At 36.3% G+C, this 20541-nt stretch carries 17 protein-coding genes; 7 read left to right on the top strand and 10 right to left on the bottom strand.

The window, feature by feature from the left end:
• Window positions 1–19: 19 nt before the first annotated feature.
• Genes cobO through KO502_RS01305 form a run of 4 tightly spaced genes read left to right on the top strand, consistent with a single transcriptional unit; the run spans window position 20 to window position 5181 of the window.
• A complete protein-coding gene (gene cobO, locus KO502_RS01320; RefSeq protein ID WP_216020748.1) occupies window positions 20–640 on the top strand; it encodes a cob(I)yrinic acid a,c-diamide adenosyltransferase in 621 nt (206 codons plus the stop codon).
• Window positions 641–672: 32 nt separating this feature from the next.
• On the top strand, window positions 673–1566 hold the full coding sequence (locus KO502_RS01315; RefSeq protein WP_216020747.1) for a cobalamin-binding protein: 894 nt from the start codon (window positions 673–675) through the stop codon (window positions 1564–1566).
• A 3-nt stretch (window positions 1567–1569) separates the two neighbouring features.
• Entirely contained in the window at window positions 1570–3690 is a 2121-nt protein-coding gene (locus tag KO502_RS01310; RefSeq protein ID WP_216020746.1) for a TonB-dependent receptor, read from the top strand.
• The gene (locus KO502_RS01305) at window positions 3691–5181 is read left to right on the top strand and encodes a cadherin repeat domain-containing protein (protein ID WP_216020745.1); all 1491 of its coding nucleotides are present in this window, start codon (window positions 3691–3693) and stop codon (window positions 5179–5181) included.
• Window positions 5182–5316: 135 nt separating this feature from the next.
• On the opposite strand, the gene KO502_RS01300 is transcribed toward KO502_RS01305, so the two are convergent.
• Window positions 5317–6525, bottom strand: coding sequence for a hypothetical protein (locus KO502_RS01300; protein WP_252730439.1), 1209 nt, complete (start codon window positions 6523–6525; stop codon window positions 5317–5319).
• Window positions 6526–6551: 26 nt separating this feature from the next.
• Window positions 6552–6680, bottom strand: a complete 129-nt coding sequence (locus tag KO502_RS17175) for a hypothetical protein (protein WP_289846760.1) — start codon at window positions 6678–6680, stop codon at window positions 6552–6554.
• A gap of 316 nt (window positions 6681–6996) precedes the next feature.
• On the opposite strand from KO502_RS17175, the gene KO502_RS01295 reads away from it, so the two are divergent.
• Window positions 6997–7515, top strand: coding sequence for an NUDIX hydrolase (locus KO502_RS01295; protein ID WP_216020744.1), 519 nt, complete (start codon window positions 6997–6999; stop codon window positions 7513–7515).
• A 259-nt stretch (window positions 7516–7774) separates the two neighbouring features.
• Here KO502_RS01295 and KO502_RS01290 read toward each other — a convergent pair whose 3' ends face one another.
• Window positions 7775–8461, bottom strand: coding sequence for a glutathione S-transferase (locus KO502_RS01290; RefSeq protein ID WP_216020743.1), 687 nt, complete (start codon window positions 8459–8461; stop codon window positions 7775–7777).
• 247 nt (window positions 8462–8708) lie between these two features.
• Here KO502_RS01290 and KO502_RS01285 point away from each other — a divergent pair, with 247 nt between their 5' ends.
• Entirely contained in the window at window positions 8709–11096 is a 2388-nt protein-coding gene (locus KO502_RS01285; protein ID WP_216020742.1) for a peptidase U32 family protein, read from the top strand.
• A 54-nt stretch (window positions 11097–11150) separates the two neighbouring features.
• On the opposite strand, the gene KO502_RS01280 is transcribed toward KO502_RS01285, so the two are convergent.
• The gene (locus KO502_RS01280) at window positions 11151–12176 is read right to left on the bottom strand and encodes an AraC family transcriptional regulator (RefSeq protein WP_216020741.1); all 1026 of its coding nucleotides are present in this window, start codon (window positions 12174–12176) and stop codon (window positions 11151–11153) included.
• Window positions 12177–12335: 159 nt separating this feature from the next.
• On the opposite strand from KO502_RS01280, the gene KO502_RS01275 reads away from it, so the two are divergent.
• Window positions 12336–14438: a TonB-dependent receptor gene (locus KO502_RS01275; RefSeq protein ID WP_216020740.1), complete on the top strand. Its 2103-nt coding sequence runs from the start codon at window positions 12336–12338 to the stop codon at window positions 14436–14438.
• Between the two features lie 469 nt (window positions 14439–14907).
• On the opposite strand, the gene KO502_RS01270 is transcribed toward KO502_RS01275, so the two are convergent.
• The 6 genes from KO502_RS01270 to hscB all read right to left on the bottom strand — a co-directional run bounded on the left by KO502_RS01270 (window position 14908) and on the right by hscB (window position 20512).
• Window positions 14908–15240 carry a 50S ribosome-binding protein YggL gene (locus tag KO502_RS01270; RefSeq protein WP_216020739.1) on the bottom strand — a complete coding sequence of 111 codons (333 nt, stop codon included), beginning with the start codon at window positions 15238–15240 and terminating at the stop codon, window positions 14908–14910.
• Between the two features lie 181 nt (window positions 15241–15421).
• A complete protein-coding gene (locus KO502_RS01265; protein ID WP_216020738.1) occupies window positions 15422–16213 on the bottom strand; it encodes an aspartate dehydrogenase domain-containing protein in 792 nt (263 codons plus the stop codon).
• A gap of 202 nt (window positions 16214–16415) precedes the next feature.
• Window positions 16416–17288, bottom strand: coding sequence for a DMT family transporter (locus tag KO502_RS01260; protein ID WP_216020737.1), 873 nt, complete (start codon window positions 17286–17288; stop codon window positions 16416–16418).
• Between the two features lie 287 nt (window positions 17289–17575).
• On the bottom strand, window positions 17576–17914 hold the full coding sequence (fdx, locus tag KO502_RS01255) for an ISC system 2Fe-2S type ferredoxin (protein ID WP_216020736.1): 339 nt from the start codon (window positions 17912–17914) through the stop codon (window positions 17576–17578).
• 141 nt (window positions 17915–18055) lie between these two features.
• The gene (hscA, locus tag KO502_RS01250; RefSeq protein WP_216020735.1) at window positions 18056–19918 is read right to left on the bottom strand and encodes a Fe-S protein assembly chaperone HscA; all 1863 of its coding nucleotides are present in this window, start codon (window positions 19916–19918) and stop codon (window positions 18056–18058) included.
• A gap of 66 nt (window positions 19919–19984) precedes the next feature.
• Window positions 19985–20512 carry a co-chaperone HscB gene (gene hscB, locus KO502_RS01245; protein WP_216020734.1) on the bottom strand — a complete coding sequence of 176 codons (528 nt, stop codon included), beginning with the start codon at window positions 20510–20512 and terminating at the stop codon, window positions 19985–19987.
• Between the last annotated feature and the right edge of the window lie 29 nt (window positions 20513–20541).

Below are 20541 nucleotides of genomic sequence, written 5' to 3'. Positions count from 1 at the left end.
CAACTTTGGAGATAATCTTATGACTGATAACACCACAAGTAATGAGAACAACGCAAACGACAAACATAAAGCGCGTATGCAAAAATTGAAAGAGAAAGTTGACTCACGTATTGACAGCGCAACTGATGAGCGTGGCTTACTAATAGTTATAACAGGTAATGGTAAAGGCAAAAGCACTTCAGGTTTTGGTACCGTTGCCCGTGCCGTAGGTCATGGTTTAAATGCCGCGGTAGCACAATTTATAAAAGGTACTTGGGCTTGTGGTGAGCGTCAATTACTTGAAAACGCTGGCGTACAATTTGAAGTAATGGGTACAGGCTTTACTTGGAATACCCAAGATAAAGAAAAAGACATTGCCGCAGCCAAACAGGTTTGGGAAAAATGTAAAGGTTTACTGAATGATAATAATATTGATGTCGTGTTATTAGATGAGATGACCTACATGCTGTCGTATAAATATTTAGAGTTAGAGGAAGTGATTGCGGCGTTAAATAATCGCCCTAAAAATCAGCACGTAATTATTACAGGTCGAGCGTGTCATCGCGCCATTATTGATCTTGCCGATACAGTAAGTGAAGTGCAATCAATTAAACATGCATTTGATAACGGAATTAAAGCGCAAAAAGGGATTGATTGGTAAGAGCTAAGCTCATAACAATTAACATTATTATCATGAAATCATTACTATTTATCATCTCTGTAATTACTTCTCAGTTTGCATATAGCCAAACCTCTGCAGAAATAAAAAAGCCAACAATTATCGCCTTATCGCCGCATATTGTTGAAATGCTTTATGATATTGGTGCGGGTGAGCAAATAATCGGCACAACATCGTTTGCTAATCACCCTGAAGAAGCTAAAAAGATACCTGTCATTGGCAATTATGTACGTTTACAACTTGAGCGTGTTATTGAGCTTCAGCCTGATCTCATTATCGCTTGGAAAAGTGGTAACCCCAGTGACGATCTAGCGCGTTTAAAGCAACTAGGATTTACTGTTGTTTACTCTCAACCCAACACGTTTAAAGATATTGCTGATGAAACTCGTCTGTTTGGAAAGTTGACCGGTAATAGTGAAAAAAGCCAGCAAGTGGCTAAAGAATTTGAAAAAGAGTTAAAAGCAATAACGCAAACCTATAACAACAAAACGGAAATCACGGGGTTTTATGAATTATGGTCTAGACCGTTAACTACCGTTGCTCAACATAGTTGGCCGCAACAGTTTCTTAATATTTGTGGCGTTAATAATCCATTTGAAAAAGCCTTAACCCCTTATCCGCAAATTAGCATTGAACAAGTATTACCGGCGTCGGTGCAAGTTATTATTCAACCTAATTCAAAAAGCCAAAAAGAGCGAGAAAGCTTTAATTGGCAAAATTGGCCAATGATACCTGCGGTTAAAAATAATAATATTATTAAGCCCGATACTGATGCGATACACCGTATGACATTACGTAGTTTAAATGCCTTAGACAGTTTATGTTTTGCCGTAGATAATATTCGTAAAAAACTATTTTCAACATCAACAGTAACAACACAAAAATTAACATTAGGTGCTGCTAAATAAATTATGTTGAATCGAACTAATCATACAAGGTTGTCTTCATCACCATTAATACTATTAGGCTGCGCTACTTTGCTAATGCAAGGTCAAGTTGCTGCTCAGAATAATGAGAATAGACAATTACATAAACCTGCTAATGCACTTCCAACAGCTGCAGAGCAAGCAGTAAGCAAGCAATCTATTGAGGTTATTGAAGTAGTTAATAGTCATGATTTTGCCAGTAGTAATTATGAAATACTGCGCCGTGAAGATTTTGTCGATTCAGCACAAAATTTATCTGATATTTTAGGCCAAGTTAACGGTATTCAAATTCGACAAATAAGTGGCTTAGGTAACCCTGTATCAATTTCTATTCGCGGCTCAAGCGCTAAACAAGTGCAATTTTATATTGATGGGCAATTAGTCAACGATAGCCAATTTGGTAGTTTTGATCTTAATCAAATCCCCACCGAGCAAATAGAAAGTATTGAGATAAGTAAAAACCAAGCCATTGGCACAGGATCAACCCCTATTGGTGGCGTGATCAGAATAAACACTTATAACCCTAGCAAAAGCAATTACAAAATAAGCGCAGCTCTCGGCTCATTTGGTTATCAAGAATTAAGTTTAATGAAGAACACAGCGTTTAAGCACCATAGTTTGGCTATTGGTGGTACTTATTTAGCCAGTGAAAACGATTATGATTATCTTGTGCCACAAAGCTTTAATGATCCTAACCAATCCATAACAGAGCCATTAATAAATAATGAATTTGAAAAAATATCTTTATTTATTAATGACAGCGCACAAATAGACCAACACCAACTTCGTTTAAATATAAATTACAATAAACAAGATAAAGCACAGCCAAATTATCAGAATAACACTCCTAAAAACAGCTCGAATGTTGCAGTAGACAACCTTAGGTTTGGCATGCAATACAACTGGATCAGCAGCATAAAATATATCGATACCCTTGAGTTAGACTTTTATAACGATAATAAAAATGAACGCTATATTAATAGCCCAAATCAATTCAGAGAAGATATCAGCGACTACAAAACAAATAACCAACACTTAGGGGTAAAGCCTAACTTTACTTTCAGGAATTTTACTTTTAGTCCATCAATTAATGCAACCAACCAAGAGTTTGAATCATTCTCAACTAAAAATGGTGTAAGCAGTGATTGTAATGGTATTAGTACATGCGATACAGAAGCTAAACAAGATCAACTAAATGTTGGTGCACGCTTGGCTTGGCAAGGTGACTCTGTGCCGTTTTATACTTACGTTTTAGCGAATAAATTAAGTGAAAAAAATAGTCATTTAGCAATAAATAATCCCGCAGCAAATACTGAATATTCAAACCTAACCTACAACACACAAGAGTTTGGTTTAAGTTGGGGCGATAAAAAACTTAACAGCGCTTTCAATTGGAGTAACGGTGTAAGAACTCCTACCCTGTATGAACTTTTTGGCGACAGTGGCACTTTTAAAGGCAATGATAATTTACAACCTGAAGAAGCGGAAACTTATTCATTATCGCTAAAATACCAAAACTCAGTAAACAAAGAGTCAATAACACCTTTTGTTTCAATGCCTTTAAATTTTTCTTCGTCTGTTTATTATCAGTCATTAGAGAACGCTATTGTTGCCATATTTAATTCAAGTGGCACAGGAAGTTATACCAATGTCAGTAATGCTGAATTAATAGGTTTAGAGTTACAAGCCGGTGGCAACATAACGTCTAAATTAACGTTTTCTTTACTCGCTCAATTAATTGATAGCGATACCCAATCTCAATACGTTGCTTTTAACGATAAAAAACTGCCGGGTATTTATCATCAACAATATGGCGCATCATTGAGTTATCAATTAAACAAAGCGTGGAACATCAATATAAATAGCAATATCGATAAAGACTTGTACTTTAATCGCAGTAATCAATTTGAGACAAATAACACGCAAAATAAAACCGGAAATCCTGCCAACCGCTCAGTGACAGACTTATCAGTGCGTTGGAAAGTGAAAAAATACACGGTTCATTTAAGCTGTTTAAACCTATTTGATAACCAATATCAAGATCTTGCTAATCGACCTGCTCAAGGGCGAAGCATCCAATTAAAATTTTCAATTGAGGATATATAAATGTTACTTAAGACTAGCAATAACTTATTGCCACTAACCTTGGCTATTAGTTCAATATTATTAACAGCCTGTAATTCAGACGACAAAAATACAGCACCACAATTAACAGGTGATTTATTACCTGTTGTTGCTGAAAATACCGTATTAGTTGGTCAATACACCGCAACTGATGCCGATAATGACACTATCACCTTATCTTTAAATGATACTAATAACTTATTCTCTATCGATCAGTCAGGAGTATTAAGTTTTAACGAAGCGCCTGATTATGACGATGGTGAAATAGGTCCGTTTAACCTCACCATCATTGCAACGGATGACGGTGAAGGAGCTTTAAGTAGCTCTATTGATGTTGCAGTAACGGTTGGTGATGTAAAAGATACGCCGTCAGTTGCCTTAGTGCAAACTGTAGCACCTGATTATACTAACTCAGAAGTTGCTTATCTTGATGCAAAAGATCAGCAAGTAGCATCGGGTTATTATGTTAAAGATGCTTCTGATTACACCTTAAGCACTTATAAAGGTGACGTATTTCATATTGGTCGTTACTTTATTGATACCATTGAAAAATACAGCGCAGTTGATGAAGCTGACCGTGATACCCTTATTTGGTCTTATTCAACACAAGATGCAGAAGACTCTACTAGCCGTAATACTTATGCCTTAGTATCATTAAATGAAACTAAAGCCTATTTAATTCGCTATGGCTCTAGTAAAGTTTGGATTGTTAATCCACAAGCCACAACTAGCGAAGATTTTAAAACAGGAGAAATAGACTTAACAAGTTACGTACCAGAAACTAACACTAGTGGTACACCTAGCCCTTCTTCAGCGGTAATTAACGATGGTAAATTATATATCGCAATGCAAAGAATAGATGATACTTGGACACCAGGTGTTGCTTATGTTGCTGTATTCGATACTGCTACAGACACAGAGATAGAAACCAATGCTAATGATGAAGACAGCGTAAAGGGTATTCCATTAACAGGTGTTAACCCACTTGAACATAGTTTAGTGAGCAATGAAGACAAAGTATTTGTTACTACTCGAAATAGCTTTGGCTCTACAGACTTATCATTTAGCCGTATTGAAGAGATTAACACGGGTGATTACAGTGTTCGCCAAGTGCTTGACGCCGCAGATATTGATGAAAATACTGCCAGTTATATTCAATCAAGTGTGGTTGTATCCTCTGAAAAAGGTTACTTCTACGCAAGCGAAGCAATTTATAGCCCGTCATACCACGAAGTAAGTTCAATTTATGAATTTAACCCAACAACGGGTGATATTGTAGCAACGGGTGTAGCTGATACAGGTACAGAAGCTATTAGCTTTATTGGTTTGGACGCTGCTAACTTTTTATGGGTGAGTGTTGCTGATCCAATGGTACCAGGTGTTGATATTATTGATACTAATACCAATAGCAAGCGTATTAGCCGTTTAGCTACTACCTTAAACCCAGGTACTATTCGCTTTATTGAAGAGTAATATAAATTATTAATTAAATTATTTACTTGGTAATTATCTTGAGCAAAAAAGCCTGCAAATATGCAGGCTTTTTAATATTCGTTCAGCCAAGTTGTTTAAACCGTAGGTTAATTAACTAATACGTATACAAACTTATTAATTTAGTTTAATCCCAATTTCCACCCTATGAATATTGCGAATAAACTCATCACTTGTATCTAAAGTCTGACTTACAGAATTTCCTGCCTGATAATAACTTATATAATCTTGATAATTATTAGTCACTGAACTTTTAATTAAATACACATCAGTCGATTTTTTATCTGTTTCAATATCAATAATATCTTCATACCCTGTTAATCCACCACTGATTGCTAACGTACCACTTTTAGGACCATAAAACGTCCATTGTGCGGGCATTAATAATTGTGTACCAGGATCATAAGCGGTAAATTCAAAAGTAATAATAGCCATCGGATAACCTGAAACTTCGGTATAATTGTAATTACCATTAGCTTTAATTTCTGAAAAAGCCTGTTCATCAATCGTTGGTTTTTTCTCACTCGCTTTCACAGCAAAAGACTCTTGTGCGATTTCCGATATAACTTGGTGATGAGTTTTAATCACTGTACTACCAAAAATAGAATTACTTTCAGTAAAGGTAACGCTAGCTTGTGATTGATAAACGGCTTCGCTGATATAACTATGGGTATCAAACACTAATAAGCTTGCAACATCTTCAGCAACAAGCTCACTAAAATGTGTTGTATTTCCAATTATTTGATTGGTACTAAACTCTTGATGAGATGGTAAATCAACACTGTCTGCAACGTCAAAAGCCGATACTTGCCAGGTGTTATCTTCATTCGAGGTAAAATCATCTATAAAGCCAGCTACGGCAATAGCCTTATCGTTACTATCAAATCCTGATACTGAGAACGAATGTAGTGGCCAGCTGCCATCAATAGCACGACAAACATTTACCCCTTCAAATAAAGTTATTTCCTCATCAGCCATTTGCCAGCTGTTATACGCTAAAGAGCTAGTAACTGATGTTTGAGAAGCAAAAGGACGATGTGATAATTCAATATTTTGCGTTACACACTCACACGTTGTGTTATCAACCAAGCTATCAAACTGTGCTTGATAGTGCGATGGTGTATCGCTGCTTGCCTGATAAAAACTAACAACATTTAATCCTTCAGCGTCACTGCCTTTTTGATCTTTAGCGACTAAAGTGTAATTAATAAATTGATCACTAGTCACTAAGCTAATCACACCATTTTCATCTGGTGTATGAGTACTTAATGTTTGCCAAGTATCATCTTGCAATAATAATTCAACATCGGTAAAAGCTGTTGCCACGCCACAATCGTTAGTCAATTCTGCGGTTAATGAAAGGTACGCTCTACAGGAATTACGGGCGTTTTTTCTGGCTCTGAATCGCTGCCACCACAACCTTGTAGTATGGATGCTAAAAATAAAGAAGATAATAAAAGTGGAGATAAAGATTTATTCAAAGGACAACCCTCTCGGCGTTAATCTATAGGTAAATGTTATCGAAATTAAATAATGTTTATTAAATACTCGTATGCGCTTACGTATCAAGGTAACAGCTAATTTAATAAATTTTTTGCATTATACCTAAGTTAACTAATCATTAGTTAACTTTTGTTCTAAGCCACTTACCTAAAAGCTGTAACCTTGCCTTATAAATTATCGTATTTCTCTGAAAGAACGAGTAACTTGCGGTAAAATACTCGCTTGATAATCACTAATTTACCCCCATTTATTATGTAAATAACTTCTTAATCTTAGCAAGCTGTCATTTCATTTATGCATTTACTTAAATCAACCATTCATCCCGACATTACCGACTTATCTGCCAGCACATTTACCCGAGAAGCAACCCGCGCCATTATTCTTAAAGATAAAGATATTTTACTGCTTTATACTAAGCGTTATCACGACTACAGCTTACCAGGCGGTGGTATTGATGAAGGTGAAAGTAAAATAGAGGGGTTGATTCGTGAGCTAAAAGAAGAAACTGGTGCACAAAACGTTGATAACATAAAAGCATTTGGCCGCTATGAAGAGTTTAGACCTTGGTATAAACCTGATTTTGATATAGTTCACATGCAATCATATTGCTACATCTGCACCATTGATGATGAATTAAAAGAGCCTGAGCTTGAAACACATGAAATTAATAATGGCATGCACCCCGTGTGGATGAACATTTATGAGGCGATTAAACATAATGAAGAAACTATTGCTAACAGCGCTAAAAAAGGTTTATCAATAGAACGCGAAACCTTTTTACTAAAGCGTATTGTTGATGAATTACTTGCTTAAGAATTGAGTTTGATTGGTTAATAAATTATCCCAAAGATAATACGTCATTTCTGAAATATCCTGTCGGAAACCCATGTGTTTAACTATTAAAAAAGAAGATATAAAAACTGGATCCCCGACAAGAGAACTCGGGGATGACAAAACAGGTGTTTGTACTTATAACGCTACAATAGCAGCCGTCATTTCCGAAATTTCCTGTCGGAAATCCATTATCTTTAATATCCCACTTAAATCCCGCCTTTAATAACCAAGCTATTATTTATCCGTTAAAAAACACCACTTCACCGCTATCTACCCACAAAGGATGTTTTGCCATTACTTTGGTAAACACTGGGCTTTGTAGATAACTATTGAGCCATTGTCTTACTTTTGGGTAAGGCGATTGCAAATACCATTGGCGTTCAACTCGAGCAAACTGTCTGATAAACGGCATTAAAGCAATATCGAGTAAGCTTTCTTTCTCTGACATTAAAAACCTATGCTCAGTTAATTTCGATTCTAAACGAACAATATATTGCTCACACACCTGTCGGCATTCTTCAACATTAGTTTCTTGATAACGCTTAGCACATTTATAGGCTTCTAACGCGCGCTTAAAGTCGGTATCAAACTCATTAATTATCACTAACATTTCGGCTAAACAATTTTCATCATAAGCATATAAAAGATCATCAGGATCAGAGCGTTTTAATGCCCAAAGCATCACATCTAGGCTTTCTTCAATAACTTGTCCATCGGGCAAAACAACTACAGGTACTGTACCTTTTGGTGAAGCTTCAAGCATTTCAGGCGGTTTATTAGTTAACACTAAATCACGCAGTAAAACCGTTTTTTTCGATTTATAAATAGCTAAACGTCCACGCATGGCGTACGGGCAATTTCTTAACGAATATAAAATAGGTAGACTATTTATCTCTTTATTATCAATAAGATCATTTTCAGGCATTACTGTGTATTTCCATTCGCTTAGGTTTTAGAGCTGACTTTACTAGCTATTATTAATTATTTTGTTATGTATTAGTTATGGGTTAGCGCAAACAATTCTTTATATGAATATCTATATAAATACCTATATAAATATCTTTATAAAGAGTTAACGGTATTCTTTCAGGCATTATATCGGTAAAATCCCCCTTTTAAAATTTAACCGATAATTAGTTATCTGTTATAACCCGTATAAAAATGAGTTGAGCATGAGTCCTAAAATAGAATTATTAGCCCCCGGTGGTGATGTCGATGCAATTAAAGCGGCAATTATTGCTGGCGCCGATGCCGTATACTGTGGTTTAGATACCTTTAACGCCCGAAACCGCGCCTCTAATATTTCTTTTGATGAACTCGTTGGCATTATACGTCTTGCCCATAGTTACGACTGTGAAATATTTTTAACCTTAAATATCATTATTTTAGAGCGTGAATTTGGCACACTAGCTAAGCTGTTAAGTAAATTAGCTAACACCACTCTTGATGGTGTTATCGTGCAAGATATTGGTATGCTTTATATTCTTAAAAAGCACTTCCCTACCCTTGATGTGCATGCTTCAACGCAGCTTACTACGCACAATGTCGGTCAAATTCCGTTTCTTAAAAAACTTGGCGTGTCACGTGTTAATTTATCTCGTGAATTAAACCTAAGAGAAATAAAAACCATTACCGCGGTTTCACACGAGCAAGATGTGTTAACCGAAGTGTTTGTACATGGCTCATTATGTATCGCCTTTTCAGGCTTATGTTATTCAACGTCTGCCAGTGTGGGTAACTCAGGTAACCGCGGTCGTTGTAGCCAAGCTTGTCGAGAAGAATACAAGCCAACCGAATCAGGTAATAAATTCCCATTAAATATTAAAGACAACTCGGCCTTTTTTGACTTACCTGCGCTAATTGAAGCTGGTGTGTATTCATTTAAAGTGGAAGGTCGCATAAAGGGCGCAAGTTACGTTCACACCGTTATTGATAGTTTCCGTAAACAAATAGACGGTTTTGTTGAAACTGGTGAACTAACCCAAGATGGAGAACGCCTTTATAAAGTATTTAATCGTGATTTTTCAAATGCATTTTTACGTGGTGATTTAAATCAATCCATGTTTATTGAAAACCCACGAGACAATTCTAAATATCACGCACTTGATAAAAACAACGCCATTTCTGTCGTGCAAATTCACGATATTGAAGAAAAACTCAACCAAGAAAAAGCCGTTTTACAAGCCGATGCCCTCGATAAAATAAAATATTTGAGCATTGAAAAACGTCAGCTTGCATTGCATTTTTCAGGTAAAGCTAACGCGCCATTAACGGTTACCGCAACAGTAAGTGAAACTCTTAACAAAGGTTTTCCTGATGAATCAGTTAGTGAGCAAACACATACCTTACAAACTGAGCGTTCATTGATTGCTAGCGAGAAAAAATGCTTAGATAGCGAAGCAATCGAAAAACGTTTTAAAAGCTTTAACAATGCTGAGTTTAACTTAACAGAGTTAAGCACATTAGATATTCCATCAGGTGTGACTATCGCTTTTAAGGAGCTTAATGTTCTTAAAAATAAACTGACAAGCATACTTGGCGACGGTATCGAGGTATTGCCAGAAGTGACGTTGCCAAAACTTAAACGTCACCCTAAGCCAACTAATAATAAGCAAAGTGATAAACAAGAGACTGAAACAAAATTATCATTACTTATTTGTGATGAAGCTGATAGTAATCTTGCTGAATTAGCAGGCTTTAATGTTAATGGAGCTGAAGATATCGATGTTTTCTTTAAGCTACCTGATGCCTATAAACGCGGCTGTACTAAATACGTTGATTTCTTTAACGAGAATCCAACCTTAATTCCGTGGTTCCCATCGGTATTAATTGGTAAAGATTATGATGTAGCGGTAAATATTTTAGAGCAAGTACGTCCTAAACTTATTGTCACTAACAACACAGGTATTGCTAACCGCGCCTTTGAATTAGGTATAGAATGGATTGCTGGACCATTTTTAAATACTACCAACTCATACGCTTTATTAGCGATGCAAGAAGAGTTTGATTGTAGCGGCGCATTTATTTCTAACGAAATTAATAATCAGCAAATGAAAACCATTGCTCGACCTGAAAACTTCAAACTTTTCTACAGTATTTATCATCCAATATTGTTAATGACTAGCCGCCAGTGTTTCTTTCAGCAAAGCGTAGGCTGTGAAAAACCACGTATTGATAATGGCTGTATGCTCTCTTGTGATAAATCTACAAGCATTACCAACCTTAAAGATGAGTCGTTTGCTATTGATAAACAAAAAGCCGGTTACCCGAGTATTTACAACCAAGATCAGTTTTTAAATACTGAAGTTATCCAAGATTTATCATCACTGTATGACGGCTTTATGATTGATTTAACCAATATTGGCCAAGGCGATAAAGCCGCGCCAGACAGAGTCGAATTAATTAAGAACTTTGCCCTGTTATTGACTCAACCGACCATAGAAGCAAACGCGGTAAATCACTATAAAAAAGAGTTATCTAACGAACAAGTAGTTGCCGAACAAACCTTGAAGAGTTTGGTACCAGCATCAACCAATGTGCAATATCATAATGGTTTGTAAGCCAACGGCAAGTAGATAAACTGATAAGTGCTCACTGAGGCTAGGTGAGCATCACTATTTTCGTAAGTTTTTATATTCATGCTGTAGTGCAGCAGGTGTAATTGAAAAATACTTTTTAAAAGCTGAAGAGAAATTACTTACGTGTTTATAACCGACTAAGTATGAGACTTCACCGACAGATTTTTTATCAAATATAAGCAAGCCTCTTGCTTCTTCAAGCTTTTCATTTCTAATATATTCTTTTAGGGTTAATTGATATTTCGATTTAAAATAACGCTGTAAAGTACTGATACTTGCGCCAAGGCTTGAGGACACTTCACTTAACTCTATATTATTATTTTCTTTGATCAGTTTTGCTATTTTACTTTCATATACATTAATAGATTGCATAATATCGGTTGATTCTGCTTTCTTATCTTTATCTATATTATTATCCTTTTGATTTACTTCAACCTGTAATAGTTGAAAAGCCTGCGTAAAAATTGAAAATGCCTGTTGCTCCAATTCCCATTGATATTTCGATGTTTTGTTCTTCAGGTCGATAAATAAATTTTCTATTAACGTCAATAACTCAGTAGAACATGACCATTGATAAACAGGCTGAGCACTTAAAAAAAGACTTTCTATTTCTTTATTTTCAGTATCATGACCACATCGCTCTAATAACCAAGATTTGCTAACCGTCATATTAAGTTTTTTAACGTGACGGTTTTGATGAAAATAACGTGTAAAAACATGTTTAGCATTAAGTATGTTAATAAACATAACCGCAGAAGAACTGCTATTATTCTTTACTTCTTCTGACGCTTCAAAATCATATTTATTATTAGACAGTGCAAAACTGACTTTTCCAGCCAATAAGAAATTAACACTAAGACAAGGGTCTAGTTTAGCTGTGCTTTGCCCACTAGTATTTTCAGTAACATCGCAATAGTGGAGGTTAATTCCACTCGGTAATTTAGAAAAATACACATCGCCATTCACAAGCTGCTTGGCTTTAGGCTCTAACACTTCAATATAGTTCTCGTTATAACCAGCATCTCTAACTTTTCTCGATAACTCTCTTGAAGAAATATCCATTTTATTTTCCTATTAATAGCATATTAAACATGACGATTTTCAATAAGAACTTGACGATTGGTAATTGTTTTTAATTGTACAATAAGTCAACCCCAAAGACTTATAATGATAATCATTATTATTAACAATCACTTTTTTAAATTATACTCAGGAATAATTATGTTATCAACGCGCTTTAAATATCATGCCACAGCACTGGCAATCGCTTCCACACTCTCTACTAACCTTATGGCGGCTGAGGTTTCTGAAGAAAAAGAAATTGAGCGTATTGCCGTATGGAATACTGCGGTTAACTCATCTTCAATGTATTTGAAAGGTGAGTCAATTATTAATAAACAAGCCGATCATATTAGTGATTTACTTCGTACCATTCCAGGCGTTGATGTTGGTGGAGCACATTCGTTAAACCAACGTATTACCATTCGTAGTATGGATGATAAAGATTTAGATATTTCAATCGACGGTGCGAAACAAAATACCTATATGTATCACCATATGGGTAACTTACAAATACATGCCGATATTTTAAAGTCAGTTGATATTAATGTAGGTAGCAACTCTGTTATCAATGGCGGCTTAGGTGGTTCTGTGCTTTTTGAAACGAAACAAGCAAAAGAACTTCTAAATAACAATGACAATTTTGGTGGCCGTGTTCAAGCAAGTGCAGGTGACAATTCAGGTCAAAGTTATTCAATCACAGGTTATGGCTTACTCGGAGAGAGTGTTGACTTCCTTGGTTATTATAATGCTGTAAACCGTGACAACTATGAAGTAGGTGGTGGTGAAATCACTAACTCTTCTGGTGAAGTTATCGAAGGAACTGATGGGACTGTAAGAGGCCTAGAGGGTAAACTAGATGATGCATTAATTAAATTTGGATGGGAGCCAACAGACAACCAACGAATTCAATTAAGTTATGAGACTTATTCTGATGAAGGGGATTATAGCTACCGACCTGATATGGGCCTTGCAACTGATTTAGCGATAACTAATTCTTTGGAGATTCCATTACTTTGGCCAACTAAGTTTACTCGTGACACCTTAACGTTGAATTATGAGTTAAGCTTTGATTCAACGTTAATAAAAGCGGCAGCATATTCAAATACAAGTGAGTTATGGCGTGATGAATTAGGCTGGGCTGACAATGTTGACTGGGTAGATTCAGCAGCTATTGTAACCGGTGAAGCTAAAAATACAGGTTTTAATGTTATTGCTGAAACATCACTTGATAGTGCTATAAGCCAAGATATAACTTACGGTATAGATTATATAAAGCAAGACACTTCATATAACGCCGAGTATACCGCTAGTGTTGATGAGTCAAGCGAGAAAAGCAGTAATTTAGCGTTATATATCCAAGATAGAATTGCACTAAATAATATGTTCACCGTTATTCCAGGGGTTCGTTACGATAATTACGAAATTAATTCTACGGTCGTCGATGATACTTTTACTAACACATCATTCGCTTTAGCATTAGAACTACAGCCAAGTAATGATTTATTATTTAAGTTAAGCGCGACTGAAATATTTAAAGGGCCTGAGATTAGTGAAGTATTTACCGGCTCAGGTTTATATGAAACAACTAATGAAGATATTGAAGCTGAAACAGGTATTAACTATGAATTAGCATTTGCATATCAGTTACCGATTATGGAATCAGGTAAAATATCACTTGGTGCGACGCTGTTTAGAACCGATATTGATAATTATATCTATGATTATGCGACTTCTCCAGAAGGAGCTTCATGGAAAGATAATATTGGTGATATGCAAATAAAAGGTGTTGAAACTTATGTTAATTACCAACAAGGTCAATTTAGCGGTGCAATTACTTATTCAACAGCGGAAAGTGAATTAAGTGCTTACGATGATTACATGGATTTAGATGGCGCTCGACTGGATAGACAACAAGGAAATACGTTAAGTGCAACGGTTAACTATACAATAGAAGCAATAAACCTCTCATTAAATTGGGAAGTGTTAATTGTGGATGATGTTTCGGCCGACCTCGATTTAGATGGTGCAACATTAGATAATAGTAAAGACGGATATACTGTTAATAACGCTTATGTAAGTTGGGCCCCTGAGTCAGTACAAGGTTTATCACTTATTTTAGGTGTTGATAATGTGTTTGATGAGTTTTACGCTTCGCAATCATCAAGAACAGGCGTGTCTTTTCACCCAAGATTTGGTGAGTTATATTTACAAGATTTTGAACCTGGTCGTAACATTAAAGCGACAGTATCTTATCAATTTTAATTACAGCTAAATAATAGTTGAAGGAGGCTTTCTAGCCTAATACCGATAAATTAACACATTGCTCGGTTGACCTACGCAAATGTTCATAAAAATCCATAGTTAGGTAACTGACTATGGATTTTTTATGCAACTTTCAAATGCTTTCGATCTGATACCCACAAAGCCAATAAAGTTTAAACCTTGGCTGATTTACTTTCTTTGGAGTTGATAGAGCGCACATATGCTCTAACTGATACGGTCACTTTAAAAATGAAAACTTATATGAGAGTCAAAAGTAAAAGATGGAATTATTACATATATAAAATCGAATGAATTATTTCATTTTAAGGACAACCAGAGCCATAAAACCTAGTCAACGTCTAAAACTAATTTCATTGATAACAATAATAACTAGCTTGTGAGTAAGTTTACAGAAAATCACTTTAGCTAACTCACTTTTTATTACGTAAGTTAGCTGTTTAATAACTCTTTATTCGCCGTAGTTTGCATCAACAAGTTCACCCACGGTGAACTCTGCAACTAGTTTTTGCTCTTTTAACCAAGCAGAGATACTTGCTCTTTGAGCTTCAGTTACTGAGCCATAACGCTCATTAGAAGAAATAAAACCAGACAAAGTCGTTAGATCACCACCGCCGCTAACAAACAAGTTTAACGAATCGACATAAAGTAAAAAGTCATCCATTATTACGGCTAATTCAGGCTCATCTTTACAAGTTAAAGTACAATCAACTTCAACGCCTTTTACCGCAAACTCATCTAAATAAAGTTTTTTTCTTAATCTACGTGATTTTACAGAACTCATAATATTTCCTTGGTATTTTTTGTATTACGCGCGCTTAGAGGACTATCTTTTAATAAATATAAAAAATCAATCGTAAGCTATTTATTCGATAATTGTAACGTGATGCGATTCAACTATCGATAAAAATAACCGCTTGAGAGTAATTATATAGGCCGAGCAGTAATTTATTGCTACATAACGGCTACATAAAAACAACCGGTGAAGCTGCATTATTAAGGATTGAAACAACACTCCAAGCGGCAATAGCATAATCACCCGATTTTATCGTTAAATCTAAAGCAACTTTATCACCTGTCACTTCAATTCTGTAATCATCTCCGCTGAAGTTAGGCTCAGCATCTATGTTGAATTTTGTCGCTTCAGCCCCTGCGCTTGCTAACGCAGTTGCGTGAATAACATTGAAAACATAAGGAAAAATATCAATAATTTCTTTAGCGGTTCCGGTAAACACTCTTGTTGGCCCAGTGATGTTCATCAAACCGTCTTGATAAAAAGGTGTTCTGGCAATAAAGCCAGGTGACTTTTTAGAAGTTATTGTTACATCAATCGGCGTTGGGCTCATAAATGCAGCGGTTCGCAACAAGTTAAAGCCCCCCGTAGCACCACCAGCAATATATATCTTGCTATTATTTTGTGATGCGACTTTTATAGCTCTTTTATATAAGTCTGCATCAGCAAATGCCGCTGTTGATAACACAATCAAATTAGCGCCACCAGCAAGTATTATTTCACTGTAATCAATGATTGACTCAGCTGATGCCGCTTCTGCTACAAATTCAGGTTTTAACGCCAGCAAAGCATTAATATCAGTACAAGCTTTACAGTTAAAGTAATCTGCAAATTGTTTAGTTCTGGACGGATTTCTACCCAATACCGCAACTAATTCATAGCCAGAAAGCGTGCCGTCTTTTATGGCCATCGCGATAGTTTGACTTAAGTAACCACAACCAATAATTGCTAATTTTTTCTTCATTTTTAAAACCTGCTTATTAACTATTTATCTTTGTAAATTGGAGATAAGAAAGTAAACATTTCTATGAGTTAAAATAGGCAAATGCTGGAAACATTATCTTCAAAGTGTCCAATCGAAAACCTATGTCATTTGAACTAATGGATCCCCGACAAGACACCTCGGGGATGACGTTCCAGAGCCAACGGCTAGGCATGTAATAGATTTACTGGCTTAAACGTAAGACCAAAATACCGACAATAGCTGTGGTTAAACCTATAATCTCTTGACGACTAAAAGATTCTTTTAGAAAAACACGTGAATACAAGATAATGATTAAAATATTCATTGCTGATATTGCCGAAACTAGACCTGTAGTACCGATTGCAAACGCTGAGATTATTGCAATCATACCTGCTACGTTAGTCAAGCCGACGAGTAAACCACAAGAAAAAGTTTTGCCATTTGACCAACGCGGACGCTGATCATTTTCATCGATAACATAATTGTTTTTATTTTTTAACCAACTCGCCGCAAATAAGAAACTGCCTACACCGAACATTAAAAATAAAGTTGCAAACAGATCAGCTTCAAGGCGGGTAGATTGTTTACTTAATAAGTCGTTAAATGAAAAGAAAAGTGCCGCAAGTAAGCCCCACTGGGCACCTTGTAAGTTTTTAAAAGATATGTCATTTGAATAACGGATTATATAAAGACCAACAAAGATGATCACGAAACCGACTAATTGTAGAGCGGTTAATGTTTCTTTCCATATTAAAAAAGCTAACAACACTACAAATAGTGGCGTTAAACCAGATAAAACCCCAATGAGCGAAGCTTTACCAACCGAGAAACCTTTATGCAAAAAGGCATTAGCAGAAAAAGATCCTAACCCTAACAGCATGCCTACAGTAACATCTTTCCATGTATAAAATTGTTGTTCGAGCACTAGCATTGCAACGGCGCTGATCACACAACCCACAAAGAAAACCCCGAAAAGCATTAAGTTACGATTAATGTTTTTCTGTGATGTCCATTGGTACATTACTCCTCGTATACCAAAGAAAAGGGCTGCTAATAATGCATAGATGATCCACATTGTTTACTTCTCCAATAATTTTAAGCTATGCTGACTGGCTAGTTTTTAAAGACTTAATTCAAGCGTTTTCGAGCTTACTCGAATTAAAATCATAATTAACCTTGTCTATCTTAGGGCGCTAGTATATTGATTTTATAAATAATATAAACAGCTAAAAATGGTACAGTAAATTCCATAAATGATATTTACTATATTAGGTTATTTATGTGCTTGATCAAAAAAGGCCATTAACACAAATAGGTTAATGGCCTTTTATAATAGTGAATTAAGTCACTACCTATTTTTAATTAGTGGTTTTCAGACACCATGTTTACTGTGTACTTAGGAATATCTACCACTAAGTCTTCAGTGCCAACAATTGATTGACAGCTAAGACGTGATTCTGGCTCTAATCCCCACGCTTTATCAAGCATGTCGTCTTCAAGCTCATCACTTTCTTCAATAGAATCTAAACCTTCACGAATGATCACGTGACAGGTTGTACAGGCACATACTTTTTCACAAGCATGCTCTATTCCAATATCATTTTTTAAAGCGACATTTAATACGCTTTCACCTGTTTCGGCTTCAAGAACAGCACCTTCAGGGCATAATTCTTCATTTGGTAAAAATATAATTTTTGGCATTTTATTTATTCTCTGCTTACGAGGCTTGCGCCTAACTTAAAGACTATCTTATTTTAACGATACTACTTTGACGATATTAATATATACAAGGTTAACATAGACAACATTAAAGGCGTTTATAAAATAGTGTTGTTAATTTATTTAAATTTTGTCAACTTCTTGTCCTGCTAAGGCTTTACTTATTGAGCTGTCCATACGACGCTCAGCAAACATATCTGTACTATCACTGATGACTTTAAGCGCTGACTCTATCGCTTTAATATCATCACCTTGGCTTACATCACTCAACGCTTTAATAGTCGCCTCAATAGCTAAAATTTCGTCACTGTTAAGTAAGTGGCTATCGGCAACTAGTGCCGCTTGTACTGACTCAATTACTCGCGCCGCTTCAACTTGTTGCTCTTTTAACATACGTGCTTGCATGTCATCTGCAGCATTAGTCATTGAATCTTTAATCATTTGAGAAATTTGATTATCATCAAGACCAAATGAAGGCTTAACTTCAATACTCGCTTCAACACCTGTAGACTTTTCCATGGCTGAAACAGAAAGTAAACCATCTGCATCTACTTTGAAAGTAACACGAATATGCGCAGCACCTGCGGTCATTGGAGGAATACCACGAAGTTCAAAACGCGCTAGCGAACGACAATCATCAACTAATTCGCGCTCACCTTGCAATACATGTACAGCCATCGCCGTTTGACCATCTTTAAAGGTAGTAAATTCCTGTGCTTTAGCGGTAGGTATTGTGGTGTTACGCGAAATCACTTTTTCAACCAAGCCGCCCATGGTTTCTAAACCAAGCGATAATGGAATAACATCAAGCAATAACATATCACTGTCAGGCTTATTGCCCGCTAAAATATCGGCTTGAATAGCCGCGCCAATGGCAACCACTTTATCAGGGTCAATTGAGGTTAATGGTGTTTTGTTAAAGTATTTTTCAACTTCACTGCGCACTAATGGCACACGAGTAGAGCCGCCAACCATAACCGTTTCAATCACTTCATCAATGCTGATATCAGCATCTTTCAAAGTGCGACGACAAGCGCGTAAGGTTTTATTAACTAAGCCACCAATTAACTCATTAAATTTAGCTTTAGTAATGCTTTGTGTCCAAGTAGTATCATTTTCTAAGTTAAGTTTTATCTCAACTTCATCAGCATCTGTTAACTGTTCTTTAACCGAACAAGCTTGCTGCATTAATTGACGTTCTAATGATGGCGATAACGGTCTAACTAAGCCTGCTTGCTCAACAATATAATCAACTAAAACAACATCAAAATCATCACCACCAAGGGCTGAATCACCACCAGTTGCTAACACTTCAAATACGCCTTTGTTTAAACGTAAAATTGAAATATCAAAAGTACCGCCACCTAAATCATATACCGCGATAACACCTTCTTGGCCAGAATCTAAACCGTAAGCAACTGCCGCTGCCGTTGGCTCATTCAATAAACGTAAAACCGTAACGCCTGCTAATTTTGCCGCGTCTTTAGTGCTTTGGCGTTGTGCATCATCAAAATGCGCCGGTACAGTAATAACTACACCTGTAAGCTCGCCACCTAATGTAGATTCTGCTCTAGCGTTTAAGGTTTTTAAAATTTCAGCTGAAACTTGCACAGGGTTTACTGCACCTTTGCGTGTCATTATTTCAGGATGATTATCCTCGCCGCAAAAGTCATACGGTAATGACGGATATTTACTTTTAATATCAGGTAAAGAGCGACCGATTAACCGTTTGGCAGAGGTCACTGTGTTTTGTGGGTCAGTAACGCTCAATGCTTGTGCATCATAACCGACTAAGGTGTTATCAGTTTGGTAACTAACTACCGAAGGTAAAATGTCACGGTTTTGTTCATCAGATAAAGTACGCGGGTTTCCGCTTTGCACACTGGCGATCAATGAATTGGTAGTACCAAGGTCGATACCTGCTGCTAATCTGTGTTCATGAGGAACGGTACTTTGACCAGGTTCTGCTATTTGTAATAAAGCCATGATTAAACTCAGTTTTTTGGTTCGGTGATTTCTAATTTACTCGGACTTAGCTATTAACTTGCCAAGTTAATCGTCAAACAAACTATCTTCTAGACGATCTAATTCAATGTTCAGTTTTTGATAAAACTTTAACTTGCGTAAATTATCGCATGCGCCACTATTTGATGCATCGCTATTTTCAATGATCTGAGCTCGCATCTGTTGAGAAAGCTCTAGGTATTCACTTGAAAAAACTCGCTGTGCTTCTAATAATGCTTGATCAACATCGCTCGCGTGCTCTATATCTTCAAGCATTTCGCGCAGTTCCATTTGATGCATTAAAAAGCTGGTATCGCCAAAGGTATTTTGCTCGCTTGGCATATCAACGCCACGTTCTGTCAATATATATTCAGCACGTAACAAAGGATTTTTTAAAGTTTGATAAGCATCATTAATCTGTGCAGATTTTTGCACCGCAATGCGTTGCTCCTGCTCGGAAGTATGAGCGAACTTGTCAGGATGTACGGATTTTTGCAACGTTTGATAACTAGAGGAAAGTTGCGAAATGTCGACATCAAAGGACTCTTCAATGTTGAATAGTTGAAAATAATTCACGGCTAGCACCTAGAAAGTAGTATTTAAAG

This window comes from Colwellia sp. E2M01 (genome assembly GCF_018860585.1).
Taxonomy (GTDB): domain Bacteria; phylum Pseudomonadota; class Gammaproteobacteria; order Enterobacterales; family Alteromonadaceae; genus Colwellia.
Note: the sequence above shows the minus strand (reverse complement) of the source record. Positions and strands in the feature narration are given on the sequence as shown.